We start from the raw sequence: 24857 nt of genomic DNA, 5'->3' as shown, positions 1-24857 counted from the left end.
CGAGACGCAAACGTATCGAGACGCTTGCGTCTCGATGAAATCGGATCTAGGCTCACTCCGTTTGTTGCCGATTGGACGGATTAGAGGGCCGCGCGATGGCTGCCGGGACAGGCGGGATACGAGGACCACGTCCTGCGGGGCCGGGGCTGACGCCTACCCACGGCACCGCGGGGCACGGCGGACAGGGCACCGGGGACACGCCCGAGGCCGAGGCCGGCGGCGAGCGCTCGGGCGAGTCCGCCAGACCGCCCCTCCTGCGCGAGCTCGCCCTCGTGACGGCGCTCTTCCTCGTGTACAAGCTCGGCCGGCTCCTCGCCAACGGCCACGAGACCCGCGCCTTCCGGAACGCCGACCGTGTCTGGGACGCCGAGCGCGCGGTCCACCTCCCGGGCGAGGGAGCGATCCAGCAGCTGCTCCTGCACGGCGAACCGCTGATCCGGACGGCGAACACGTACTACGCCGCCGTCCACTTCCCGGCCACCCTCGCCTTCCTCGTCTGGCTCTACGCGCGCCGCCCCGCCCACTACGTGTGGTCGCGCCGCGTGCTCGCGCTTCTCACCGCCGCCGCGCTCGCCCTGCACCTGCTGATGCCGCTCGCCCCGCCCCGGATGCTCGCGGCCAGCGGACTCGTCGACACCGCCCGGATCTACGGACCCTCGGTGTACGGCGCGACGCCGGAGACGGACTCGATGGCGAACCAGTTCGCGGCGATGCCGTCACTGCACTTCGGCTGGGCGCTCATGGTCGCGATCGGCCTCATCGCCGCCACGCGGTCCCGCCTGCGGGTCCTGTGGCTGCTCCATCCACTGGTCACCCTGCTCGTCATCGTCGGCACCGCCAACCACTACTGGTTCGACGCGCTCGCCGCCGCCGTGCTCCTCGGCCTCGCGCTGCTCGCCGTACGCGCGCCCGGCCACCGGACGGCGTCCCCACCCGCGCCCCGCGCGGCCGGGACGACCCCCCTCCCGGCCGGAGCCCTTCGATGAACGCCGCCGTCGGCACCGTCATCGCGGTGCTCCTCTCGCTCGTCTCCGCCGCCGGATACGCGCTCGCCGCCGTCGCCCAGTCCCGGCTCGCCGCCTCCTCGCCCGTGCGGGACGGGGGCGGGGCGCTGCGCGCGCTGCTCACCCACGGACAGTGGTGGTCCGCGGTGGGACTCAACGCCGCCGGAGCCCTGGCCCACGTCGCCGCCCTGCACTACGGGCCGTTGACGCTGGTCCAGCCGCTCGGAGCGCTGACGCTCGTGGCCGCGCTGCCGCTGGGCGCGTACCACGCGCGGCGCCGGGTGACCCGTACCGAATGGCGCGGGGCGCTGTGGACCCTGGGCGGCCTCGTCGGTCTCGTCGCCGTGACCGGGCCGGCGGCGCCCGGCGAGGCGCTCAGCCTGCGCGAGTCCCTGGTGGTCGCCGCGACGACGGCGCTCCTCGTCGCCACGCTCGCCTCCGGCCGCCCACACGGGCACGAGGGCGGGGCGGGCGGCCGGGGCCGGAACGGGCTCGGGCACGCCACGGCCTCGGGCATCGCCTCCGGTGTCGCCTCCGCGCTCACCCAGACCCTGACGGCCGCGCTCGCGCGCGAACTGCCGGGCGGCGCACCGGCCTGGTGGCAGACCGCGCTGCTCGCGCTGCTCATCTCGGGCTTCGCGACGGGAGGCCTCCTGCTCTCGCAGGCCGCCTACCGGGGCGGGCTCGCCGCGCCGCTCGCCGTCGTCAACCTCTCCAACCCGGCGGCCGCCGCCGTGATCGGGGTGGCCCTGCTCGGCGAGACGTTCCGGGCGGGCGCGTGGGGCTGGCTCGTCGCGGCCGCCGCCTCCCTGGTCGCGGCCCGGGGCGTGGTCCTGCTGACGAAGGACGGCCCCACGGCCGAGCCGACCCCGGCAGCCCCCACCGCCGAGCCCACCCCGACAGGCCCCACCGCCGAGCCCACCCCGACAGGCCCCACCGCCCGGTCCGCTCCGGCCGTCAGCGGTCCGACCCTCACCACCCCGACCACCACCGGCCCAGCCCTCACCACCCCGGCCGCCACCGGCCCCGGCGCCGTCGATCGCATCCTCAGCCGTCAGACGACCCCCGACCTCCCCCCGTCCCAGGCCGAGCCGCTGCCCGCGCCCGTCGCGGGCTGAGGGCGGCCACCCGCGCCAGGGGGGGTCGGACACTCCCCTACGGCCACCGCCCCAAATTCGTCATCTTGACGACAATCAGCCAGACCCCCTATCGTCAGCTTGACGACAAGGGGGCTTCTCTCATGGCAGACATCACCCGCCGCGCCGGCTGGCGCCACCTGCGCTCCGCGCCCACCGCGCACATCCGCCACCAGCGCCGCGGCCGGCTCGTGCACGACGGCGAGGGGCTCAGCTTCTGGTTCCGGCCGCGCACCGCCGCCCTCTCCGAAGTGCCGGTCAACGACCGCGAACTGGCGATGGCCTTCCACGCCCGTACCGCCGACTTCCAGGACGTCAGCGTCCAGTCCACCGTCACGTACCGGATCGGCGACCCCGCCGCCGCGGCCACCCGGCTCGACTTCTCCATCGACCCCGACACCGGCGCGTGGCGCGGCGCACCGCTGGAGCAGATCGCCACGCTCCTCACCGAGACCGCCCAGCAGCACGCGCTCGACGTCCTCGCCCGTACCTCGCTCGCCGAGGCGCTCGTCGACGGAGTGGCGGCGGTCCGGGACCGGGTCGCGGCCGGGCTGGCGGCCGAGCCCCGCCTGCCCTCCACCGGCATCGAGGTCGTCGCCGTCCGGGTGGTGGCCATCCGCCCCGAACCCGAGGTGGAACGCGCCCTGCGCACCCCGGCGCGGGAGCAGATCCAGCAGGAGGCCGACCGGGCCACGTACGAGCGCCGCGCCGTCGCCGTCGAACGCGAGCGCGCCATCGCGGAGAACGAGCTCGCCAGCAAGATCGAGCTGGCCCGGCAGGAGGAGCGGCTGGTCGAGCAGCGCGGCACCAACGCGCGCCGCGAGGCCGAGGAGAACGCCGCCGCCGACGCGGTGCGCGCCGAGGCCGAGGCCGTACGGAAGGTCCGCCTCGCCCGCGCCGAGGCCGAGGCGGCCCGCGAGGTCGGGCAGGCGCGCGCCGGAGCGCAGTCCGAGTGGCTGCGGGCGCACACGGAGGTGGACGCCGCCACGCTGCACGCGCTCGCCGTGACCCGCGCGGCCGAGAACCTGCCCCGGATCGAGCACCTGACGCTCTCGCCTGACGTCCTCACGGGGCTGCTCGCCAAGCTGGGCGAGGGCGGGGCACGGTCGTGAGCCTCGCGCCGCGCGCGGTGCTCGTGCACCGGACCACGGAGTACGAGGAACTGCTGGCCCGGCACGGTACGCACGGCCAGGCCGCGTTCTTCCTCTCCGCGCGCGGCCGTTCGGTCGACGCCGTGCGTGAGCGGCACGAGCGCAACCACCGGGCGCTGGCCGAGGTGGCGGGCGCGGTGCCGCTGACGTGGCGGCAGACCCGGGTGGAACGGGCCGACCTGGACCGGTTCCTGTTCGGTCCCGAGGACGTGGTCGTCGTGGTCGGACAGGACGGCCTGGTCGCCAACGCGGCCAAGTACCTGGACGGGCAGCCGGTCATCGGGATCGACACCGACCCCGGGCGCAACGCCGGCGTCCTGGTCCGCCACCGCGCGGACCGGGCACGACGGCTGCTGCCGTACGCGGTGGGCGGCGGAGCGACGGTCGACGAGCTGACGATGGTCGAGGCCATCACCGACGACGCCCAGCGGCTGCTGGCCCTGAACGAGATCTACGTCGGCCCCCGCGGCCACCAGACGGCGCGCTACACGCTCGACCCGGACGCGACCGGTGTCGCGCCCGAGCCCCAGGCCTCCTCCGGGGTGCTGGTCGGCACCGGCACGGGGGCCACGGGGTGGCTGCGGTCCCTGTGGGAGCAGCGCTCCAGCACGCTCGCGCTGCCCGCTCCGGCGGACGCCCGGCTCGCCTGGTTCGTCCGTGAGGCCTGGCCGTCGCCGACGACCGGAACGAGCCGGGTGGAGGGGCTTCTCGACCCGGGTCAGGGCCTGCGTCTCACCGTCGAGTCGGACCGCCTCGTCGCGTTCGGCGACGGCGTCGAATCGGACGCGCTCGACCTGACGTGGGGTCAGACCGTCCGCCTCTCGGTGGCGGGGCCGCGGCTGCGACTCGTGCACTGAGGTATGCCGGGATTGTCCGCCCGGCTCGGCGGCCGGAATCGATCGGCCGTCAGCCGGCCGGTTGCCGCGTGACGCTATGCTCGGCGCGCTTTGTCCGGTTTTCCTTGTGGTGCGTGGTGCCTGTGCGGTCCGCTTCCTCGGCCGTGCGGCGCCTTCGGACCGCTCCGACCGTGGGGTTCGTGCGGTCCGTGGGGCCGGACTGCCACCTGCCCGCGCCCGGCCGTCGAAGGAATGTCCATGGTCTCCGTCCCCTCCGGCTCGCTGTCCGTCGCGCCCGCCTCGGCGCGGGACTGGGAGCTCGTGCGTGCCTGGGCCGCCGCGGAGGGGTGGAATCCCGGCCTCTCGGACGCGCGGGCGTTCTTCGCGCAGGACCCGGGCGGCTTCTTCCTCGGGCGGGTCGACGGGGAGCCGGTATCCGCCATTTCCGTCGTCGCCTATGACGACGCGTACGCGTTCCTCGGCTTCTATCTCGTACGTCCCGAGCTCCGCGGTCTCGGTCACGGCCTGGCCACCTGGCGGGCCGCGCTGGCCCACGCGGGCGACCGGTCGGTCGGACTCGACGGGGTGCCCGCGCAGCAGGACAACTACCGGCGCTCCGGTTTCTCCACGGCGTACCGCACGGCACGTTACGTGGGCGAGGTCCCGGCGCCCGACGGCCCGGTGCCCGGCGTGGTGGCCTCCTGGCGGGTCGATCCGCCCGCCATCGCCGCGTACGACAGCACCTGCCACCACGCCGACCGGCCGCGGTTCCTCGCGGCCTGGCTGACCACGCCCGGTCATCGCGCCCTGGTCCGGGTCGTCGACGGACGGGTGACCGGGTACGGGGTGGTCCGTCCCGCGCAGGACGAGGCGCGCGTGGGGCCGCTGTTCGCGGACACCCCGGCCGACGCGGCCGCCCTGCTCGACGGGCTGGCCGCCGAGGCGCGGGCCTTCGGTTCGACCCGGATCGCGGTCGACATGCCGGAGTCGAACCCGGCGGCGGCGCGGCTCGCCGAGGAGCGGGGTCTGGAGCCGACGTTCGAGACGGCGAGGATGTACACGGGCCCGGTGCGACCGGTGGCCCGCGAGCGCGTCTACGGTGTCACGACACTCGAACTCGGCTGAGGCACACCGCCTCCGGCACCTCCGCCCGGTGACGCGGGAGCGCGCCCACGGCCTCCCGACGCTCGAACTCGGCTCCCCTGGTCCGGTGCTGCCGACGGGCCCGGACCCTCGCTCCGCGAGGGTCGCCGAGCGGGGCTCCGTGGCGGAGAACAGGGACGTCAGAGGAGACGGGCGGCCCCGAGGCGGTCCCCGTGGACCCTCCCCTCACCGACCCCCCGCCGCCCGGTGAGGGGTGACAAGGGTTTTCCCCGTATCGGGTTCACCTGCCCGTTCCCTACTGTCCTCCGCACCGGCAGATATCATCCCCCGAACGCACCCTGACAGGTGCATGAGGAGGGTGGTGTCCGCCGGGGGCGGCCTTGACCCGGGCCGTCGCGCCGGTGGCGGCGCACGGGCTCCCCAGCCCAGGGACCGACGGACAGCGACCCCACTTCGCCCCGTGTGTCCCGCGCCGCCGCCACTGCTCCGCAGTTACGTCGTACTTGAAAGGGCCACACCTTGAACGGTTCCAGGCGGAGAGTCATATCCGTGGTCGCGAGCGCCGCCATCCTCGGCGCCGCTGCCACCACCTCCGGGGCGTTCGCCGCCGCCCCGGGCGCTGTCACCCCGAAGCCCGCGCCGGCTTCGCAGACGATGCAGGCGCTCCCCAGCGCCCCCGTCGAGAAGGTCATCGTCACCTACAAGAGCCAGGCCGCCGAGGCCGGCTCCAACACCGCCGCGAAGAGCGACACGGCCGAGAAGGCCGCCAAGACGGGCGAGAAGCTCGCCTTCGAGCGTCGCCTCGCGGGCGGTGGCGCCCTGGTCGACCTGGGCGACAGCGCCACCAAGCAGGACCTGGCGGAGGTCATGGACGCGTTCCGCGCCGACCCGTCCGTCGCCTCCGTCGAGCCTGACATCCGTGCCTACGCGATGGCGGTCACGCCGAACGACACCGACTACGCCAAGCAGTGGGACCTCTTCGAGCCCACCGGCGGCATGAACGTTCCCGCGGCCTGGGACAAGGCGACCGGCTCCGGTGTGACCGTCGCCGTCATCGACACCGGCTACGCGGCCCACACGGACCTGGCGGCCAACGTCGTCGCCGGTTACGACTTCATCTCGACCTCCTCGGACGCCCGCGACGGCAACGGCCGCGACGCGAACCCGAAGGACGAGGGCGACTGGAACGCCACCGACAACGAGTGCGGCGTCGGCTCGAAGGCCTCCGACTCCTCCTGGCACGGCACCCACGTGGCCGGCACCATCGGCGCCGTCACGAACAACACCAAGGGCATCGCGGGCATCGCGTACGACGCGAAGATCCAGCCCGTGCGGGTGCTCGGCAAGTGCGGCGGCTCGTCCGCCGACATCGCCGACGCCATCACCTGGGCCTCCGGCGGCAGCGTGCCGGGCGTCCCGGCCAACGCCAACCCGGCCAAGGTCATCAACCTGAGCCTGGGCGGCGCGAGCTCCACCTGCCCGAGCGTCTACCAGACCGCGATCAACGGCGCCGTCTCGCGCGGTACCACCGTCGTCGTCGCCGCGGGCAACAGCAACGCCAACACCTCCGGCTTCACGCCCGCGAACTGCTCGAACGTCATCACCGTGGCGTCGACCAGCCGTGAGGGCAACCGGTCGTTCTACTCGAACTTCGGCACCATCGTGGACGTGGCGGCGCCCGGCGGCGAGACCCGCCGCGGCACCGACACGCCCGGCACCGTCACCACCCCGCAGAACGGCATCTACTCCACGCTGAACGCGGGCGCGACGACCCAGTCGACCGAGAACTACGAGCCCTACCAGGGCACCTCGATGGCGGCGCCGCACATCGCCGGCCTCGCCGCGCTGCTCAAGTCGGCCAAGAGCACCCTCACCCCGGCCGAGATCGAGTCCGCGATCAAGACCAACGCCCGCCCGCTGCCCGGCACCTGCACCGGCGGCTGCGGCACCGGTATCGCGGACGCCACCAAGACCGTGAACGCGGTCACCGGCACCACCACGCCGCCGACCGGGAACGTCTTCACCAACGGGACCGACGTCACGATCTCCGACAACACCACCGTGTCGTCCTCGATCGCCGTCACCGGCCGCACCGGCAACGCCCCCGCCGCCCTCAAGGTCGGCGTGGACATCCAGCACACCTGGCGCGGGGACCTGGTCATCGACCTGATCGCCCCCGACGGCACGGTGCGCAACCTCAAGGCGTCCTCTTCCTCGGACAGCGCCGACAACGTCGTGACCACGTACACGGTCGACGCGTCGAGCGAGGTCGCCAACGGCACCTGGAAGCTCCAGGTCCGCGATGTGGCCTCGGGTGACACCGGCTACATCAACTCGTGGAGCCTCACCTTCTAACGCACCACCGCTCCACCACTGAACCACCCCCCACAACAGCATCATTGCTGGTCAGCGACGCGCTCGTGGTCTACACCACGGGCGCGTCCTGGCGTTTCGCCGCATCGCTCCGCCGAGCGCACTGTCCGTATGCCGGACACAAGGCCTGGACTCCGCCCGATGGCTCCGTATTCTCTGCCCACGGGGCTCTTGGGCCGGGGCCCGAGCGGCGGAGGTGGTGGACAGTGACGACAGCTCCGTACGTCGCCCTGCGCCCTGCGGGCGCGGGGGCACCCCTGACGCCGGTGGGCCGGGAGGAACTCCTCAACCGGCTGGAGCGCGCCCTGCACACCCGGGGCCGTGCGCTGCTCACCGGACCCGCCGGTGTCGGCAAGACGGAGCTCGCGCTCGCCGAGGCGAGTCGCGCCGAGGCGCGCGGCGAGACCGTGCTGTGGCTGGCGACCCTGCCGTCCGACCGCGAGATACCCGGCGCTTCGGCCGCCGCGCTCGTGGCCTCGGTGGCGACCACGGTGGCCTGGCCGGACCTCGGCATCAACCGGCCCGAGGCCGCCTGCGGCGTCTTCGACGAACTGCCTGGCCCCCAGCGCACCGCCGTCGCCATGCTCTGCCGCGAGGCGCCGCTCGACGCGGGCGGCTGGGACCCGATCGCGCTCCGGCTCGGCATCGCCCAGATCCTGCGCACACTGACCAGCCGCGGCCCCGTCCTCCTCGTCGTCGACGGCGTGCAGCACGTCGACGCGGACAGCGCGGACCTGCTGCGGTTCGCCCTCCACCTGGCGCCGCCCGCGCTGCGCGTCGTCGCCGTCGAGACCCCGGAACCCTACGGCGAGGCCAAGGAGCCGCACCGGCCCGAGGATCCGCACGCCACCCACCTCTGGGTGCCGTCCGAGGCGGACGTGCTGCTCGTCCCCCCGCTGCACGCCGACGAGATCGCCGAACTCCTCATCCACCACCGGCTCCCCTCCCGGATGGCCGGCCGCATCCACCGCGCCAGCGGCGGCAACCCCCGGCTCGCCCTCGCCGTGGGCCGCTCGCTGGCCGACGCGCGGACGCCCGTGCACCACGCGGAGGCCCTGACGCTCTCCGGCCGGGCCCGCGACCTCGCCCGTCAGCTCCTGGGCGCCGCTCCCCTCGCCGTACGCGAGACACTGCTGCTCGCCGCCCTGGCGCTGCGCCCCTCGTCGACGCTGGTACGGCGGGCCGGGCGGGCCAACGCCGAGGCGGACCTCGCGGCGGCCGAGCGGGCCGGCCTCGTGTCGCTCGCCGAGGACGGCTCGGTGACCTTCACCGCCGGTCTGCTGCCCTCCACCCTGGTGCACGACGCCTGTTGGGCCGAGCGCAGCGCCGGGCACGCGGCGCTCGCCGAGGTGGTGGACGACCCCGTCGAGGCGGTACGCCACCGGGCGCTCGCCACCGACAGCCCGGACGAGGACCTCGCCGCCGAGGTCGCGGCCGCCGCCGATCTGGCCCGGCGGCGCGGCAACAGCGCCCTCGCCGCCGAACTCGCCCTGCTCGCCGCCGAGGCGACCCCCGGCCGGCACGGCACCCGGCGGATCGCGCGGCTCGTCGACGCCGCGGAGGAGGCCGCCCGCGCCGCCCGCGCCGACCTCGCGATGCGGGCCGCCACCGATCTGCTGGCCCGGGACGCCGAACCCTCCGACCGGGTCAGGGCGCGGCTCGCCGTGCTCGACACGGCGGGCCAGGGGCTGACCGGGCTCGACGAGATGTACGTCCACGCCATGGAGGACTCCGAGGGGGACACCGCCCTGCGGGCCGCCGTGCAGCTGCGGCTCGCCGTCAAGTACGTCCTGGCGGACGGCGATCCGCAGCGCTCCCGTACGGCCGCCGTCGAATCGGCCGCGCTCGCCGCCTCCATGGGCGACCCGCGTACGGCGGCGCAGGCCCTGACGGTGCAGGCGCGGATGGAGCGGGCCCTGGGGTCACCGGACGCGGAGGCGGTGCTCGCGCAGGCCCGCGCCCTGGAGTTGGCCGAGCGCCCGCTCGGGATCCGCAACGCCGCACAGATCCTGACGATCCGTCATGCTCTCTTCGACGACCGGCTCACGGACGCCCGCGACGAACTGAACGCCCTCCTCCCCCTGGTGCAGCGGCGCGGCTCGGTGGAGGACGCCATCGAGCTGTTCTCCACGCTCGCCGCGATCGAGTCCCGCAGGGGCGCCTGTCCGGCGGCCCTCGCGCACGCAGGTCAGGCCCTTGCGCTGACGCTCGAAGCGGGTCTCTCCCCGGGACCCGCCTGGTACACCCTCGCGCTGGCCGAGACGGCCGGCGGCAGCTTCGCCCGGGCGGCGAGCTACGCCCGGCGCAGCATCCAGGCCTCGGAGGAGGAGGGCGACCGGGTCTTCCTCTCCCGCAGCCGGTACGCGCTCGGCCGCGTCCAGCTGATCAACGGGGACGTCGCCGCGGCCCAGGAGACCCTGCGGCGCGTCCAGGCCGACGAGCGGGCCCAGTCGACCGTGGACCCGTCGATGCTGCGCTGGCACGAGGAGCTCGCCGAGGCGCTGCTCGCCCACGACGCCGGTGACGAGGCCCTCGCGGTCCTCGACGAGGTACGGCCGGTGGCCGACCGGCTCGGGCGCTCCACGGTCCTGCTCGGCTGCGACCGGGCGTACGCCCTGTGGCTCGCGGCTGAGGGCAGGACGGACGAGGCGGCGGAGCTGCTCACCCGCACGGCCGAGGCCTTCGGGCGGGCCGGCCTGCCGCTGGAGCGGGGTCGGGCGCTCATCGCGCTCGCCCGGGTGGAGCGCCGCAGACGCCGCCGGTCGGCGGCGCAGAGCGCGCTGCACGCGGCGGCCTCGGTGTTCGAACGGGCGGGGGCGGCCCCGTGGCTGGCCCTGGCGAGCGAGACCCCCGCGGGCTCGGCGGCCGAGACCACCGGGGGCGGCTCCGGCGCCGACGAGGCACCGGCGGCGCTCTCGACGCTGACGGAGGCGGAGCTGCGCCTCGCCCGCCTCGTGGGCCAGGGTGCCAGCAACCAGGAGGCGGCGGCGAAGCTGTACCTCAGCGTGAAGACGGTCGAGGCGCGCCTCACCCGGATCTACCAGAAGCTCGACGTCCGCTCCCGGGCGCAGCTGGCGACGGCGCTCCGACGGTGAGGGCTCCGTACGGGCCGGGGTGCCGAAGAGGCCGGCCCCGGCGGCACGTACGGGACCTGCAGCGGCACGACCCGTCCCGTACGGGATCCATGGATGAGGCTTCGCCCCGGTCCCGTACGGAACGCCTGCCCGTCGCTCAGTCCTCGGCCGCGCCGAACCACTCGGTCAGCCGATCGAGCAGCTCCCGCTGGTCCTCTCCGACCCAGGCGACGTGGCCGTCGGGCCGCAGCAGCACCGCCGGGACGTCGAGTTCCTCGGCGGCGTCGACGACGTGGTCGACCCGGTCCGCCCAGCCCTCCACCGAGAGCCGGCCGGTCCGGTCGAGGAGCAGTCCCCGGCCGCCGTGCATGAGCTCGTAGAGACGTCCCTCCTTCAACCGCACGTCCCGCATGCGCAGGCCGAGCAGTTCGTGGCCCTCGCCCAGGTCGTAGCGCACGTCGACGGCGGCGATCATCCCCGTGACGTAGCGGTTGACCTCCTCGAAGTCCATCAGCCTGGAGAACAGCTTCCGGAGCGCCGTCGCACCCGCGTCGGTGCCGAGCATCATCATCTGCGCGCGGGTGTTCTCCACCACGCGGGCGCCCGCCGGGTGCCGTTCGGCCTGGTAGGTGTCGAGCAGCCCTTCCGGCGCCCGGCCGTCCACCGCGGCGGCCAGCTTCCAGCCGAGGTTGAACGCGTCCTGGATGCCGAGGTTCAGGCCCTGCCCGCCGGTCGGCGGGTGGATGTGCGCCGCGTCACCGGCGAGGAACACCCGGCCGACGCGGTAGCGCTCGGCCTGCCGGGTGGCGTCGCCGAACCGGGAGAGCCAGCGCGGCGAGTGCACGCCGAAGTCCGTGCCGGCGAAGGCCCGCAGCTGCTGCCTGAACTCGTCGAGGGTCGGCGCGGCACGGTCCTCCGCCACCCCGTCGGCGGGTACGACGATGCGGCACACCCCGTTCTCACCGGGGGTGACACCGAACCGCAGCTGGGTCTTGTTCACCTCCGCCACGGCGGCGGCGATCGTGGCCGGGTCCGCGGTCACCTCCATGTCGCCGAGGAGCGTCTCGACCGTGGCGGGCTCGCCGGGGAAGTCGACGCCGATCAGCTTGCGGACGGCACTGCGTCCCCCGTCGCACCCGACGACGTAGCGTGCGCGCAGCCCCGTGCCGTCCGCCAGCTCGACGGTCACGCCGTCCTCGTCCTGGCTCAGTCCGACGACCTCGCTGCCGCGCCGGATCTCGGTGCCGAGCTCCCGGGCGCGCTCGTCGAGCAGCCGCTCGGTCACCGGCTGCGGAGTGGCGAGGCCGTACGGGTGCGCCGTGTCCAGGCTCTCCGGCCACGGCTTCATGATGCCGCCGAAGAGTCCGCCGACCTGGAACTTCTCGCTGACCGCGAGGAAGCGGTCGAGCATGCCGCGCTGGTCCATCAGCTCCACGCTGCGTGCGTGGAGGCCCTGTCCACGAGACTCGGTGGACGGCTCGTCCCGCTTCTCCAGCACGACCACGTTCACGTCGTGCAGCCGCAGTTCCGCCGCCAGCATCAGACCGGTCGGTCCGCCGCCGACCACGATCACGTCCATCATCGACAAGCCCCGTTCCACGAAATCGCCAGAGTCACTGGCCACGAGCGGAGATTCTGCAGGATGACGGGGGCCTTGCGGCAAGGCCCCCGGTGCGCTATAAGTTGAGAGTGGCAAGGAGCGGTCGACCCTCCTTGTCTTTCTTTTTGCCCTGATCTCCTCGCCCTTCTCCGTGCTCTGCTCTCGTCGTCCGTCCTCGTGCCCTCAGATCGTGAACGGGCGCTGGCTCAGGAAGTCGGGCGCCGGTGTGCCGGTCAGATAGAGGTTCGGGCTCTGGGTCGGCGGCAGCCGGCGCTGGATCGCCCGGTGGAAGTCCCGGTAGCCGCCCGTGAAGGCGCCGTCGTCCCACACCCGGAGCAGGGCCGCGGTGAAGGCTCCGTTGACGTCGCCGTCGGAGGCGACCTGGTTGTCCTGACAGGCCGACACGAGGACCGCGTCGGGGGCCGCGCCGTCGGCCGACGCCTCCTTCGCCAGCGAGCGCCGGAGCTCCTCGTAGAAGGAGCGGTCCCGGTCGGAGAGCTGCCGCTGCCGGGGTTCGGGCAGGTAGCGGGGTGTGCCCTCGGCCGCCGCGCCGCCGCCGGGGACCTCGATGCCGCTGCCGCTGTGGCAGCAGTCGAGGAGGGCGACGATCCGTACGCCGTCGGCGAAGGCGCGGAAGGCCCGCTGCACCTCGTCGTCGAGGAACTGACGGTCGTAGAGCACCAGCGTCTCGTCGAGCGCGTCCGGCTCGGCGTCGGAGCCGCTGTCGTCCGCCACCTGTCCACCGTGGCCCGAGTAGCTGAAGAGCAGGATGTCGCCGGGGCCGAGCCGTGCGGCGGCCTGGTCGAGCGCGGCCGTGACACCGGCGACGGTGCAGTCGGGGGTGAGCAGGACGGTGCTCTCGAATCCGGCGGCGCGGGCGATCCGCGCCATGTCGCGGGCGTCGTTCTCGCAGGCGACCAGGGCGCCGTCCCAGCCTTCGTAGCGGTCGGGGTCGACGCGGTTGAGTCCGATGTGCAGGGCGAGTCCGGTGGCCATGGGGTGCCTCCTGGCGGGAAGCGGAGGGGAGACCGCCGAGGCGTCTGATCGAGTGGCGTGTGGTCCGGCGCCGAGCGCGACCCTCTCCACGCGGTACTTACATCGTATGAACGCATCCGATCTCCCGCCCTCTCCGGGCGAGGACGGCGCCCTCCGTGATCCGCTCACCGACCGCACCGGCTACGACGAGGGTTTCCTCGGCCCGGTCGTCCCGTTGCCGGTCCCGGCCCGGGAGGCGGTCGAGACGGTGATCCTGCCGTACACCCACTTCACCGTGGTCTTCCGGCCCGACCGCCGCCTGGCAGCGGCGACGGCGGTGTGCATCGAGGGACGCGAGCTCCAGGAGGACGTGGCCCGCGACGACGTCTGGCTCTTCGACCCCCGACTGCCCGAGGAGCAGCAGGCGGGCAACGCGGTCTACCGGAACAACAGCCTCGACCGCGGCCACCTGGTGCGGCGGCTCGACCCGGTCTGGGGACCCATGGCCACGGCGCTCCGCGCCAACGCGGACACCTTCCACTACACCAACGCCGCACCCCAGGCGGACGTCTTCAACCAGGGCAAACAGCTCTGGCAGGGCCTGGAGAACCACCTCCTCGACCACGCCGCCTCGTTCGACCGGAAACTGACGGTCCTCACGGGCCCGGTGCTCCAGGACTCCGACCCGCCGTACCGGGGCATCCAGGTGCCGCTGCGCTTCTGGAAGGTGGCGGCGTTCGTCCAGGACGGGGCGCTGGCCGCCGCCGCGTACGTCCTCGACCAGAGCCCCGACCTGAGCCGGGACGCGGAGCGGGCGCTCGTGGGCGCGACGGCCGGCGCGCCGCCGCCGCTCGGCCCGTTCCGCACGTACCAGGTGCCTGTCTCCGACGTCGCGGAGATCACCGAGCTGGAGTTCGGGCCGCTGCCGGACGTGGACGTGATGCCCCCGGCGCGGGCACCCGAGGAGCGCTGGCGGCGCCTCGAGTCGTACGAGGACATGGTCCTGCACGCCTGACCGCGCGGGCCCCTCCCGCCTCCCCGGCCGCGATTGCGACCCCTTCCGGCCGGTGAAACGATGGGAGGGGTCGGTCGCCACGGCCGATCCGTCACGTTCCCGGCGCCGGAGCGACCGGCGCGCGAAGAGCACCGGACAGGTGCGGTATGCCGCTCACCGAGACCGAGTGGGGGCTCGTCGTCAGCTGGGTGCGGGTCCACCTCCTCGACACCCCGGAACCACGCGGCCGGTTGCTGCGCGCGGGCCTCCCGGCCGACTTCGTCGAGGATCTTCCCCTCACCCCGGACGCCGACCGGAACGCCCTGCTCCTGGTCGCCGCCGCCCGCCGGGACATCGCCCATCAGCGGCGGCTGCTCTCCGTCCTGGCCGGTCTCGACGCGCTGGCCGGCATCGACGAGCCGCACGGTTTCGAACAGGGCGCGGAGGCCCGGAACCTGCTCACCCGGCTGCGCGACGACGAACGGCTGGGGCGCTCCCCCCGGGACCCGTTGGACAGTCTGCTCCTGAAGCACGGCACCGCGGTCTTCCTCGACCGGTCCGAGCTGCGGGAGAAGCTCCGGGGCTTCCTGGCCGACCCGGAGCAGACGGTGCTGATCGTCGACGGCCCCCCGGACAGCGGCCGTTCCTACACGTACGAGCTGATCCGCCACCTGGGGCAGCACCACGGCTTCCGTCCGGTACGGGTGACCCTGACCCGCACATCGACGGCGGCGCGGCTGATGGAGCGGCTCTCGGCCTTCCTCGCGGGTCCGGAGGCCGACGGATTCCCGTTGAATCCCACACGGTTGAACGATCCACTGCCCTCCTTCGAGGACGCCGCCCACCGCATCGTCGCCCGTGCGACCGCCGCCGAGGACCGCTTCTGGCTGGTCCTCGACGACTGTGACCGGCTCGACCCGCACGGGGACGTGTGGGACGCCATCGGTGTCCTGGCGCGGGCGATCTACGAGCACACCCCGGTCCGGACCCAGGCCGTGCCCCGGTTGGTGCTCCTCGGCTACGCCACGACGATGCGCCAGCTCCCGTACGAGATCCGCAAGAACGAGTGCCGGGACACGACCCGGCTCGCGGAGGAGGAGGACGTCCGGCACTTCTTCCGGGAGTTCTTCACCGACGCGGCCGCCCCCGGGCAGGAAGAAGCCGTGCACGACCTGACCGAGACGGCCGTGACCGAGGTGCTGCGCATCGTCGACTCGCCCACGAGCGGGGACAGTTACATGCGGCGGCTGTGCACGGCCGTCGAGGACGTCGTACGGGTCCATCGGACGCTCCCTCCTTCGCCTCCGCCCGGTGAGGCGGGCCGGCTGCTGCGTGACGCCCTGCGCGCGACCCTCCCCGCTCCCGCCACCGCCCTGCCCGACCCGCGCCGCTCCTACCGTGAGGCCGCCTGCCTGCTCCAGGAGTTCGACCCCGCGCTGCTCCGCCTGCCCGGTGAGGAGCGGTCCACCGGGCGGGCGGTCCTGGAGCTCGTCGACGACTGCACGGCCCTGCCCTCCTCCGGGGCCACCGTCTGGACGCTCAAGCCCGAGATCCGTGACGCGGCCCTCGCGGGGCTCGCGGGCCCCGCGGCGGCGTCCGAGCTCCTGCGCGCCAACATCGGGCTGCGCCCCGAGGGCCCGGGGCCGGAACGGACCGCGCTCGCCCTGCTGGCCGGCACCGGGGCGCCGCCCGCCCCCGCGCACCCCGGGCCGCCACCGCCCACCCCCGCGCGCACGGGTCCGGATCAGGGACCGGGTCCGGGTCCGGGTCGGGCTCCAGGTCCGGGCCCAGGTCCCGGTCCCGGTCCGGCTCACGCCGCCGCTCCGTACCGTGGTGACGACGACGTCGAGGCGCTCTCCGACACGCTCCAGGCCGTGCTCTGGCTGAGCCGTGTGCCGGGCGTGACGGGGCTGCCCTCCGTCGACGAGGTCCAGCACCGGCTGGAGGTGGCCCGGCTGCTCCAGCCGCTGCGCCGGCTGATCCGGGGGACCTTCCACGGCCGCACCGCCGAACTCGACTCCCTCCACGCCTACCTCGCCCTGCCGGAGGAGCCCGCGGAGCCCCCGGTGCTCCTCCACGGCCTCGGCGGCATGGGCAAGAGCACCCTGCTCGCCAAGTTCCTCGTCGACGCGATCGACGCGTCCCCCACCGGCTTCCCCTTCGCCTACATCGACTTCGCGCGCCCCACGCTCTCCGTCCACGAACCCGCCACCGTGATCGCGGAGACGGCCCGGCAGATCGGCGTCCACCACCCCCACCGCCGCCAGGCCTTCGAGGAGCTCGCGGACGAGTGCGAGCGGACGGCCGCCGGCCAGCGCGGCGAACGCAACGAACTCGACGAACTCCGCGGCCTCGCCGGCACCCGGGCCACACTCGCCCGCGACTACTCCTCCGACTTCCACGCCCGCGCCAGCGCCCGCGAACAGGAACTCGCCCACCGGCTCGCCTCCCTCGTCGCCGACGCGGTCCGCCCGGGGGCCGACGGCACCGCCCCGCCCTTCGTCATCGTGGTCGACTCCTACGAGGAGGCCATGTACCGCGGCTCCCCCGTCGTCGGCCGGATGTGGGCGATCTGGACGGCACTGCGCGCGGCCTACTCGCGCCTGCGGTTCATCGTCTCGGGGCGCGCGCCGATCGACCACCCGGCCCGTGTCCTCACGCCGCGCTCCATGGAGCTGACCGAGCTGGACCACCAGGCCTCCGTGGACCTCCTCATGTCGTCCGGGGTCGTCGACGAGACGCTCGCCGAGGACCTCGTGGACCGGATCGGCGGTCATCCGCTGAGCCTCAAACTGGCGGCCCGGACGGCGGTCGCCCTCGGCACCGGCTCCCCCGCGCTCGGCGGACTCCTGCGCGGACTCCCCTCCCGGCGGCGGTACTTCGACCGGCAGGTCGACCAGATGCTGATCCAGGGCACGCTGTACGACCGCATCCTCAATCACATCGCGGAGGACGACGTGCGGGCCCTCGTCCAGGCGGGCCTCGCGCTCCGCTTCATCACCCCCGACCTGGTCCAGGAGGTGCTCGCCGGTCCGGCGGGACTCCGGATCACGACCACCGGTGAGGCCCGCCGGCTGTACGGGATGCTCACCTCCCGGGTCGACCTGATGGAGTCGGCGGGCCCCGACGCCATCAGGCACCGGAGCGATCTGCGGACCATCATGCTGCGCCTCTCGGACAGCGCCCGGACCGATCTGATGCGGGCCGTGGACCGCGGCGCCGTCGCGTACTACGCCGTCCGCGAGGGGGCCCGGAACCGCGCGGAGGAGATCTACCACCGGCTCCGGCTCGGCGAGAGCCCCCGCACGGTCGAGGAGCGCTGGGAACCGGGGGTCTCCGTCTACCTCGGCGGCGAGACCCACCGGGAGATGGCCCCGCGCTCGGCCGCGTTCCTCCTCGGCAGGATCGGCGGCCACGTACCCGACCAGATCATGGTCGAGGCCGACCAGGAGGACTGGGAGCGGATCGCCGCGCGCGAGGTCGAGGACCTCCTCACCCAGGGGTACGTGGAGGCCGCGGCGCAGCGGCTCGCGGAGCGGCGCCCGTGGACGCCGTGCAGCAGGCTGCACGCCCTGCTCGGAGAGACCCTCGCCCGCTCGGGGCGGACGGCGGAGGCGCTCGCGACGGCCGAGCGGGCGGTGGACGGGGCGGCGGAGGCGGGCTGCGCGGAGACCCAGCTCGAACTGCTCCAGCTGTCCGCCCGGCTGGCGCAGGACACGGGTGACCTCACGGCCGCGGACCGGAGCCTGCAGGAGGCGGAGGAGATCGCGGCGGGCCTCGGGCTGCGGTACGAGTCCCTGGGCGTGCTGGTCGCCCGCTCCCGGCTCGCGACGCTGGCGGACGTCGACGCCGCTCCGGCGCGGGACCGGCTCGCCCGGACCCTGCGCGGGATGCCCGACGCCGACCTGGCGAGGCAGCCCTCCCTGGCCCGTACGGCCGCGGCCGCGGCCTGCCGCTCGGATCCCCAGCTCCTGGAGAACACGCTGAGGCTGGTGGGCCTGCCGGCGGACGAGGAGACGGTGGTGACCGAGCTGGCCCGCTGGATCGACACCACCCTCACCGCCGAGCCCGCACTCCGCGAGCCGCTCACCCGCATCCTGGAGTCGGCGGCGGGCGAGGAGTACCCGTCGGACGGCGGGTCCTACCCGTCGGCGAACGGGGACGGGTACCCGTCCGCGAACGGCTACCCGTCGGCGGCCGTCGACGGCTATCCGTCCGCCGTCGACCGGGCGTACCGGACGCCGCCGGAGGCGGGGGCCGCCCGGCCGGACCTCGCCCGGATCGAGCGGGACCTGCGGGAGGCACGGCGGCGCGGCACCCTGGACAGCGTCGCCCGGCAGGTGCTGACGCTGCGGGACGGCAGCGGCGATCTGCTGCTGGGGGTCGCCGCGGCCATGGACTCGGGTCCGCTGCCGCGCGGTGCGGCACGGCGGGCCGTCGCCGCGCACGACGCGTCCGCCCGCGGCCTCGCGCCGGACGGCGGGGAGCCGGACCCCCGGGGAGCCTCCCGGCCCGGCCACGGCGGCGCCGGCCTGTGGACGCGGCCGCCCCCGAACGCCGCCGGGGCCGCGCTCCGCGCCGAGCCGTTCCTGCCGCAGCGGGAACTGGTCCGCCTCCGCAACGCCGTCATGGAGGCGGGACTGGCGGACAGGGCCCTACGCACCGCCCTGCTCAAGGGCGTCCCGCGCTACTTCGCGGCCACGCTGGAGCCGCTGGACGACCCCCGGGAGCAGGTCCACGCCGACCTGAACGCGATGAACCAGGTCGAGCGCCTGATCGACGGCCTCGTCCCGCTGGAGATCTGGCTGCACAACGCGATCGAGAACACCCATGAACCCGGCCCGCGCGCCGTCCTGCAGGGCGCCCTCGACACCGTCGCGCGGGCGATCACCGGCGAGGCGGAGCTGCCGGCGGACATGATGCCCGGGGAGATGAAGGAGGAGATCGTCCTCCAGGACGACACCGTGCCCTACGAGTTCCTGCACGGCGGCATCCGGGCCGGCGCCTGCGTCGCGCTGCTGCGCATCCCTCCGTACGAGGCGGGCGCCCCGCTCCTGCCCTCGTATCCGCACGGCGGTACGGGCTGGATGATCGCCCCCGGCCTGCTGATCACCAACCACCATGTGGTGATGGCCCGTTCGCACGAGCCGGGTGTGCAGCCGCTCGTGAGCGACGAGGACCTGCGGCTCCAGGCGCTCATGTCCCGCTCGCGCTTCGACTTCGTCGAGAACGCGGCGGCGGCACCGGAGGCGACGGCCGGTGAGCTCGCCGCGTGGGACGCGACGCTCGACTACGCCATCGTGCGGCTCTCCCCCGACCAGGAGCAGCGCCCGATGCTCCGGGTCGCCACCCGGCCGCTGCTCGTCCGGGAGCGGCAGCGCGTCCCGGTCAACATCATCCAGCACCCGGGCGGTATGCCGAAGCGGGTCGCGCTGCGCAACAACCTGGTCTACCGGGCGGACGAGCACGACATCCTCTACTTCACCGACACCCGTGGCGGTTCCTCGGGCTCCCCGGTCTGCCTCGACGACTGGACGGTGGTGGGGCTGCACCGGGGGACCCGGAAGGTCGACGACGTCGAGTTCCAGGGGGCGAGGACACGGTTCGTGAACGTCGGGACCCAGATGAGCAGCATCCTCGCCCATCTCCGGGAGTTCCGGCCGCAGTTGTACGAGGAGATCATGGCGGCCCAGTCGGGGCGGCCGGGCCCCGCGGACGCGACGAACGGAAGGCCGAGGTGAGGGACCATGCCGAACGGATCAGGGAGGGTGTCGCCGGTCGCGACCGCCACCGAGGAGATCTTCGGCGATCTGCGGGAGGTCGCCGCGCGGGTGCGCGGGAACCTGGAGGCGGAGATCGCCGAGTCCACGTTCGAACTTCCCGCCGACGCGGCTCCGGCGGCCGAGTTCTCCCGCTTCGCCCGTGAGGAACGGGCCCGCGTCCTGGAGGCAGGGGTCAGTGGTCTGGAGAAGCTGGCGGCGCACCGGGAGGACGAGCTCGGCGGGGACGAGCTGTTCGGGGTGGAGGCGATCGTCCTCCTGGAAGGCCGTCCCGCGATCCTGGTGCAGCGCCAGGACTTCGCCCCGCAGCATGACGAGTGGGCGGTCCTGGACGGTCAACGTGCCTTCATCCGTGAGTCCTTGACCCGGGTCGGACGGGTCGAGGTGACCGGGCATCCGCGCCTCGACTGGGTCGGCACGGGCTTCCTCGTCGGTCCCCGTACGGTGATGACGAACCGGCACGTGGCGGTGGAGTTCAGCCGCCTCCAGGACGGCGGCGGCCCCTGGGCCTTCGAGTTCGGCATGTCGGCGCGGGTCGACCCGGCGGAGGAGCTGCCGGTCGACGGCGTGCCGCCGGGGGCCTCCGCCCCGTACGAGATCACGGAGATCATCGGCATCCACGAGGACGTCGACATGGCCCTGCTGCGGGTCGAGCCCTCCTCGGACGGCGGCCTGCCGACCCCGCTCGCGGTCGCGGCGGACGCCCCGGCGAGCGTCCCGGGCCGCCCGGTGTACGTGATCGGCTACCCGGCCTGGGACGGCCGGCGCAACGAACCGGAGTCGATGCGCCGGATCTTCATGGACGTCTACAACGTGAAGCGGCTGCAGCCGGGCGTGGCGACCGACTTCACCCCGGGCGGCCTGGTGATGAAGCACGACTGCTCGACGCTCGGCGGCAACAGCGGCTCCCCGGTCTTCGACCTCGGTGACCACCGCGTCCTCGGCCTCCACTTCGGCGGCCGCTACCGGACGGGGAACTTCGCCGTCCCGCTGTGGGAGCTGGTGGACGATCCCCTGCTCGCGGCTGCGGACGTCAACTGGGTCTGAGGGCCGCCCGTACGGTCACGTCCGCGCGGGTCCGGTGAGGACGGCGGCGACCTCGCCCCTGGCGGTGGTGCCGTCGGGGAGCTGCCACTGGGCGGTGACCCGGCCCGTGCTCTCCGTAGCGGGGGCCGCGTCGGCACGGAGGACGCGGTGCACCCGGAGGGTCAGCGGTGCGGAGGCGCCGGGGACCCGCACGACCACGTCGGTGTGGTCCGCGCCTCCGGTGACCCGTACGAGTTCGGCGTCGGCCGGTCCCTCCGCCGGGGCGGGTGTGACGGCCACGGTGGGGTCGGGGGCGCCGCTCTCGGACTGGGCCTGGGCCTGGGCCCGGCCGGTGAGGAGCGCGTACAGCTGGGCGACGAACACCGGGTCGTGGGTGGCGTCGTGGACCCAGCGCCTGCCGAGGACGCCGTGCTCCATGGTGCCGATGAGGGCGGGCTCGGCGCCCGCCACGGGTCCGGACCGGTACGTCATGGGGGTGAAGTAGGTGACGGCCGCGTCGCCCTCGCCGTCGGTCACCACCATGAGCTCGATGCCGACCTCGCCGGCCGGGTCGTCGAGCCGGAAGCCGCCGGCCTGCACCGGTCTGGCATCCGCGCCGGAGTACCACTCCTGGGCGGGGAGCCACTCCGTGAGCAGTTCGATCTTGTTGGGCTGCAGGGTGGTTGCGTGGATGACGGCCATCGTGCGGGTCTCTCTCTCCTCCGTGGTCCGGGCCTCCGCAACGTAACAGAACGCATCGGCGCACCCGGCCGGCCGTGGCCGGGGACGCCCTCTTGCCCAGCCCGGCGCTCCGGCGGGGACCGTGCCCGTGGCAGAGTCGAGGGGTACGGCTGAACAGTGTCGGAGGAGCGAATCATGGGACGAGTGACCGCGCGGCGGCGCGTACTGCGCATCCGGGACGGCGTGGCCTCGCACCGCCCGGACACCCTGGCCGCCGAGGAGCCGATGGAGATCCGCGTCGGCGGACGCCCCCTGACGGTGACGATGAGGACTCCCGGCGACGACTTCGACCTCGCCGTCGGATTCCTCGTGAGCGAGGGCGTCGTCCACACCGCCGCGGACGTGACGGGCATCCGCTACTGCGCGGGGGCCACGGCCGACGGAGGCAACACCTACAACGTCGTCGACGTCGGTCTCGCTCCGGGCGTGGCCGCACCCGATGCCTCGCTGGAACGCAACTTCTACACGACCTCCTCCTGCGGCCTGTGCGGCAAGGCCAGTCTCGACGCCGTGCGCACCACCGCCGCCTGGACCGTCTCCGAGGACCCGCTGCGTATCGGTACCGACGTGCTGGCGACGCTCCCCGAGACGCTGCGCGCGGCCCAACGCGTCTTCGACTCCACCGGGGGCCTGCACGCCGCCGGGCTCTTCACGCCCACCGGCGAACTCCTCTGCCTCCGTGAGGACGTCGGCCGGCACAACGCCGTCGACAAGGTCGTCGGCCACGCCCTGCGCGAAGGTCGGCTCCCTCTCCGCGACACCGTCCTGATGGTCAGCGGCCGCGCCTCCTTCGAGCTCGTCCAGAAGGCGGTGATGGCCGGCGTCCCGGTGCTCGCCGCCGTCTCGGCCCCTTCCTCCCTGGCCGTCGACCTCGCGGAGGAGTCCGGTCTCACCCTCGTCGGCTTCCTGCGCGGCGCCTCCATGAACGTCTACACCCACGCCGGACGTCTCGACGTCCCGAAGGCCCCCTGAGGCGTGTGACGTCCCGCGTCATTCCTCCCCGGAGAACCGTCCCCAGGCCGACTGGCGGGTGATGCCGAGCGCCTCGCCGATCCTGGCCCAGGTCACTCCGCGTCGCCGCAGCTCCATGACCCACATGCGGAGGTCGGCCTCGACCTGATCGGCGAGGGCCGCGACCCGGGGCAGCCGCTCCAGCATCTCGGCGTCGCTCGACTCGCCCCACATCGGCATCCGCAGCTCGACCGGGCCGGGGCGGTATTCGGCCACGATGGAGGCGGCCAGGTCCACGCACTCGGTGCAGATGTTCACTCCGGGGCCGGCGACCAGCTTGGCCACCTCCGCCTCGGGCTTGGCGCAGAACGAGCACGCCCGGCCGTCGCGGTCCCTCGTCTCGGCGGGCATGACGAACCCTCCTCCGCTCACGGCCTGCTTGTCAGGCCGATCCTGACACGCAGCGTAGGGATGTCAGGCGCAACCTGACAAGGCGCGTGAACAAGCCCCGCCCGGCTACCGCCAGTCGTCCCAGGGCGGCGGCTCCTCCATGTCGTCCATGTCGTAGGGCGGCTCCTCGTCGTGCGGCGCCGCGGACTCGGCAGGCGTGGCGGCGGGAGCGGTCGGGGCGGGGTCGGGAGCGGGAGCGGTCGGGGCGGGCGGGGTCGCGGCGGGGTCGGGAGCGGTCGGGGCGTCGCACTCCGCCAGGGCGGCCAGGACCCCCTCGGCGTACTTGGTGAGCTTGGCCTCGCCGACGCCGCCGATCGTGCCGAGCTCCTCGGCCGTGGTGGGCAGTCGCGTCGCGATCTCCCGCAAAGTGGCGTCGTGGAAGACGACGTACGCCGGTACACCCTGCTCGCGCGCCGTCGCGGCGCGCCAGGCGCGGAGAGCCTCGAAGACCGGCACGGCCGCCGCCGGCAGGTCGACCGGCACCCGGGCACCCTTCCCGGAGCGCGCCCCGGACTCCTTGCGGGAGGGAGCGGCCTGCGCCTTCTCCTTCCGCATCGTGACGGTGCGGCGCCCGCCGAGCACCTCGCCGCTCTCCTCGGTGAGCACGAGCGTCCCGTAGTCGCCCTCCACCGCCAGGAGCCCCAGCGCGAGGAGCTGTCGGACGACCCCGCGCCACTCCGCGGTGCCCAGGTCGGCGCCGACGCCGAACACCGAGAGCGCGTCGTGGTCGAACTGGATGACCTTGGCGGTCTTCTTGCCCTGGAGGATGTCGATGATCTGGCCGGCGCCGAACTTCTGGCGCCGCTCCTTGGCGAGGCGCCACACGGTGGACAGCAGCTTCTGCGCCGCGACCGTGCCGTCCCAGGACTCGGCGGGTGTCAGGCAGGTGTCGCAGTTGCCGCAGGGCTCGCCCGACTGTCCGAAGTACGCGAGCAGGCGCACCCGGCGGCAGTCGACCGTCTCGCAGAGCGCGAGCATGGCGTCCAGGTGCATGGCGAGCGCGCGCCGGTGCTGCTCGTCGCCCTCGGAGCCGTCGATGAGCTTGCGCTGCTGGACCACGTCCTGGAGGCCGTACGCCAGCCATGCCGTGGCCGGTTCGCCGTCGCGCCCGGCGCGGCCGGTCTCCTGGTAGTAGCCCTCGACCGACTTCGGCAGGTCGAGGTGGGCCACGAAGCGCACGTCCGGCTTGTCGATGCCCATGCCGAAGGCGATCGTCGCCACGACGACGACCCCGTCCTCCCGCAGGAAGCGGGACTGGTTCGCCGCGCGCGTCCGGGCGTCCATGCCGGCGTGGTACGGCACGGCGTCGATGCCGTGCTCGACGAGGAGGGCGGCGGTCTTCTCCACCGAGGAGCGCGAGAGGCAGTAGACGACCCCGGCGTCCCCGTCGTGCTCGGTCCGGATCAGGTCGAGCAGCTGCTTGTGCGGGCTGTTCTTGGGGACGATGCGGTACTGGATGTTCGGCCGGTCGAAGCCGGCGACGAAATGCCGGGCGTCCTCCAGACCGAGCCGGGTCGCGATCTCCCGGTGCGTGGCCTCGGTGGCCGTCGCGGTCAGCGCGATGCGCGGCACCTTGGGCCAGCGCTCGTGCAGCATGGAGAGCGCGAGGTAGTCGGGGCGGAAGTCGTGGCCCCACTGGGCGACACAGTGCGCCTCGTCGAT

16 protein-coding genes are annotated in these 24857 nt (G+C 73.9%); 11 read left to right on the top strand and 5 right to left on the bottom strand.

Annotated elements, in window-relative coordinates:
- The first annotated feature begins 146 nt into the window (after nucleotides 1–146).
- The 7 genes from AMK29_RS15050 to AMK29_RS15015 all read left to right on the top strand — a co-directional run bounded on the left by AMK29_RS15050 (nucleotide 147) and on the right by AMK29_RS15015 (nucleotide 10699).
- A complete protein-coding gene (locus AMK29_RS15050; protein ID WP_073813815.1) occupies nucleotides 147–986 on the top strand; it encodes a phosphatase PAP2 family protein in 840 nt (279 codons plus the stop codon).
- A complete protein-coding gene (locus tag AMK29_RS15045) occupies nucleotides 983–2122 on the top strand; it encodes a DMT family transporter (protein ID WP_241845367.1) in 1140 nt (379 codons plus the stop codon). Before AMK29_RS15050 ends, AMK29_RS15045 begins: the two co-directional genes overlap by 4 nt.
- A 122-nt stretch (nucleotides 2123–2244) precedes the next feature.
- Complete coding sequence (locus tag AMK29_RS15040) at nucleotides 2245–3252, top strand: SPFH domain-containing protein (RefSeq protein ID WP_073812895.1); 1008 nt, start codon at nucleotides 2245–2247, stop codon at nucleotides 3250–3252.
- Nucleotides 3249–4148: an NAD(+)/NADH kinase gene (locus AMK29_RS15035; protein WP_073812893.1), complete on the top strand. Its 900-nt coding sequence runs from the start codon at nucleotides 3249–3251 to the stop codon at nucleotides 4146–4148. Before AMK29_RS15040 ends, AMK29_RS15035 begins: the two co-directional genes overlap by 4 nt.
- A gap of 237 nt (nucleotides 4149–4385) precedes the next feature.
- Entirely contained in the window at nucleotides 4386–5252 is an 867-nt protein-coding gene (locus tag AMK29_RS15030) for a GNAT family N-acetyltransferase (RefSeq protein WP_073812890.1), read from the top strand.
- Nucleotides 5253–5885: 633 nt separating this feature from the next.
- Entirely contained in the window at nucleotides 5886–7586 is a 1701-nt protein-coding gene (locus tag AMK29_RS15020; protein WP_073813813.1) for a S8 family serine peptidase, read from the top strand.
- 224 nt (nucleotides 7587–7810) lie between these two features.
- Complete coding sequence (locus tag AMK29_RS15015) at nucleotides 7811–10699, top strand: AAA family ATPase (RefSeq protein WP_073812887.1); 2889 nt, start codon at nucleotides 7811–7813, stop codon at nucleotides 10697–10699.
- A gap of 136 nt (nucleotides 10700–10835) precedes the next feature.
- On the opposite strand, the gene rox is transcribed toward AMK29_RS15015, so the two are convergent.
- The gene (gene rox / locus AMK29_RS15010) at nucleotides 10836–12260 is read right to left on the bottom strand and encodes a rifampin monooxygenase (protein ID WP_073812884.1); all 1425 of its coding nucleotides are present in this window, start codon (nucleotides 12258–12260) and stop codon (nucleotides 10836–10838) included.
- 201 nt (nucleotides 12261–12461) lie between these two features.
- Complete coding sequence (locus AMK29_RS15005) at nucleotides 12462–13274, bottom strand: caspase family protein (protein WP_073812880.1); 813 nt, start codon at nucleotides 13272–13274, stop codon at nucleotides 12462–12464.
- Between the two features lie 106 nt (nucleotides 13275–13380).
- On the opposite strand from AMK29_RS15005, the gene AMK29_RS15000 reads away from it, so the two are divergent.
- From AMK29_RS15000 to AMK29_RS14990, 3 genes are all read left to right on the top strand, one after another.
- Nucleotides 13381–14268, top strand: coding sequence for a DNA/RNA non-specific endonuclease (locus tag AMK29_RS15000; protein ID WP_073812879.1), 888 nt, complete (start codon nucleotides 13381–13383; stop codon nucleotides 14266–14268).
- Nucleotides 14269–14414: 146 nt separating this feature from the next.
- Nucleotides 14415–19988 (top strand): trypsin-like peptidase domain-containing protein, encoded by a 5574-nt coding sequence (locus AMK29_RS14995; RefSeq protein WP_073812878.1) that lies wholly within the window; start codon nucleotides 14415–14417, stop codon nucleotides 19986–19988.
- A gap of 6 nt (nucleotides 19989–19994) precedes the next feature.
- Entirely contained in the window at nucleotides 19995–21074 is a 1080-nt protein-coding gene (locus AMK29_RS14990) for a trypsin-like serine peptidase (protein WP_073812877.1), read from the top strand.
- Nucleotides 21075–21089: 15 nt separating this feature from the next.
- Here the strand turns inward: AMK29_RS14990 and AMK29_RS14985 are convergent, their stop codons facing one another.
- Nucleotides 21090–21755, bottom strand: coding sequence for a maltokinase N-terminal cap-like domain-containing protein (locus AMK29_RS14985; protein ID WP_073812875.1), 666 nt, complete (start codon nucleotides 21753–21755; stop codon nucleotides 21090–21092).
- A gap of 174 nt (nucleotides 21756–21929) precedes the next feature.
- Between AMK29_RS14985 and fdhD the strand changes: the two genes are divergently transcribed.
- Nucleotides 21930–22766, top strand: coding sequence for a formate dehydrogenase accessory sulfurtransferase FdhD (gene fdhD, locus AMK29_RS14980; RefSeq protein WP_073812872.1), 837 nt, complete (start codon nucleotides 21930–21932; stop codon nucleotides 22764–22766).
- An 18-nt stretch (nucleotides 22767–22784) separates the two neighbouring features.
- Here the strand turns inward: fdhD and AMK29_RS37635 are convergent, their stop codons facing one another.
- Both AMK29_RS37635 and AMK29_RS14970 read right to left on the bottom strand, forming a co-directional pair.
- On the bottom strand, nucleotides 22785–23156 hold the full coding sequence (locus AMK29_RS37635) for a ClpX C4-type zinc finger protein (protein WP_073812869.1): 372 nt from the start codon (nucleotides 23154–23156) through the stop codon (nucleotides 22785–22787).
- 105 nt (nucleotides 23157–23261) lie between these two features.
- The coding region (locus tag AMK29_RS14970) for a RecQ family ATP-dependent DNA helicase (RefSeq protein ID WP_241845365.1) at nucleotides 23262–24857 on the bottom strand (1596 nt) is incomplete at its 5' end.

The sequence above is a fragment of the Streptomyces sp. CB02261 genome, from assembly GCF_001905665.1.
GTDB lineage: Bacteria > Actinomycetota > Actinomycetes > Streptomycetales > Streptomycetaceae > Streptomyces.
The sequence above is the reverse complement of the archived record's forward strand: the minus strand, read 5'-3'. Positions and strand labels throughout refer to the sequence as shown.

Coding starts and splice junctions, on each gene's coding strand:
- fdhD (WP_073812872.1), top strand. CDS start 21,930: ATGGGACGAGTGACCGCGCGGCGGCGCGTACTGCGCATCCGGGACGGC.
- AMK29_RS15040 (WP_073812895.1), top strand. CDS start 2,245: ATGGCAGACATCACCCGCCGCGCCGGCTGGCGCCACCTGCGCTCCGCG.
- AMK29_RS15020 (WP_073813813.1), top strand. CDS start 5,886: ATGCAGGCGCTCCCCAGCGCCCCCGTCGAGAAGGTCATCGTCACCTAC.
- rox (WP_073812884.1), bottom strand. CDS start 12,260: ATGATGGACGTGATCGTGGTCGGCGGCGGACCGACCGGTCTGATGCTG.
- AMK29_RS14985 (WP_073812875.1), bottom strand. CDS start 21,755: ATGGCCGTCATCCACGCAACCACCCTGCAGCCCAACAAGATCGAACTG.
- AMK29_RS15000 (WP_073812879.1), top strand. CDS start 13,381: ATGAACGCATCCGATCTCCCGCCCTCTCCGGGCGAGGACGGCGCCCTC.
- AMK29_RS15030 (WP_073812890.1), top strand. CDS start 4,386: ATGGTCTCCGTCCCCTCCGGCTCGCTGTCCGTCGCGCCCGCCTCGGCG.
- AMK29_RS15045 (WP_241845367.1), top strand. CDS start 983: ATGAACGCCGCCGTCGGCACCGTCATCGCGGTGCTCCTCTCGCTCGTC.
- AMK29_RS37635 (WP_073812869.1), bottom strand. CDS start 23,156: ATGCCCGCCGAGACGAGGGACCGCGACGGCCGGGCGTGCTCGTTCTGC.
- AMK29_RS14995 (WP_073812878.1), top strand. CDS start 14,415: ATGCCGCTCACCGAGACCGAGTGGGGGCTCGTCGTCAGCTGGGTGCGG.
- AMK29_RS14990 (WP_073812877.1), top strand. CDS start 19,995: ATGCCGAACGGATCAGGGAGGGTGTCGCCGGTCGCGACCGCCACCGAG.
- AMK29_RS15005 (WP_073812880.1), bottom strand. CDS start 13,274: ATGGCCACCGGACTCGCCCTGCACATCGGACTCAACCGCGTCGACCCC.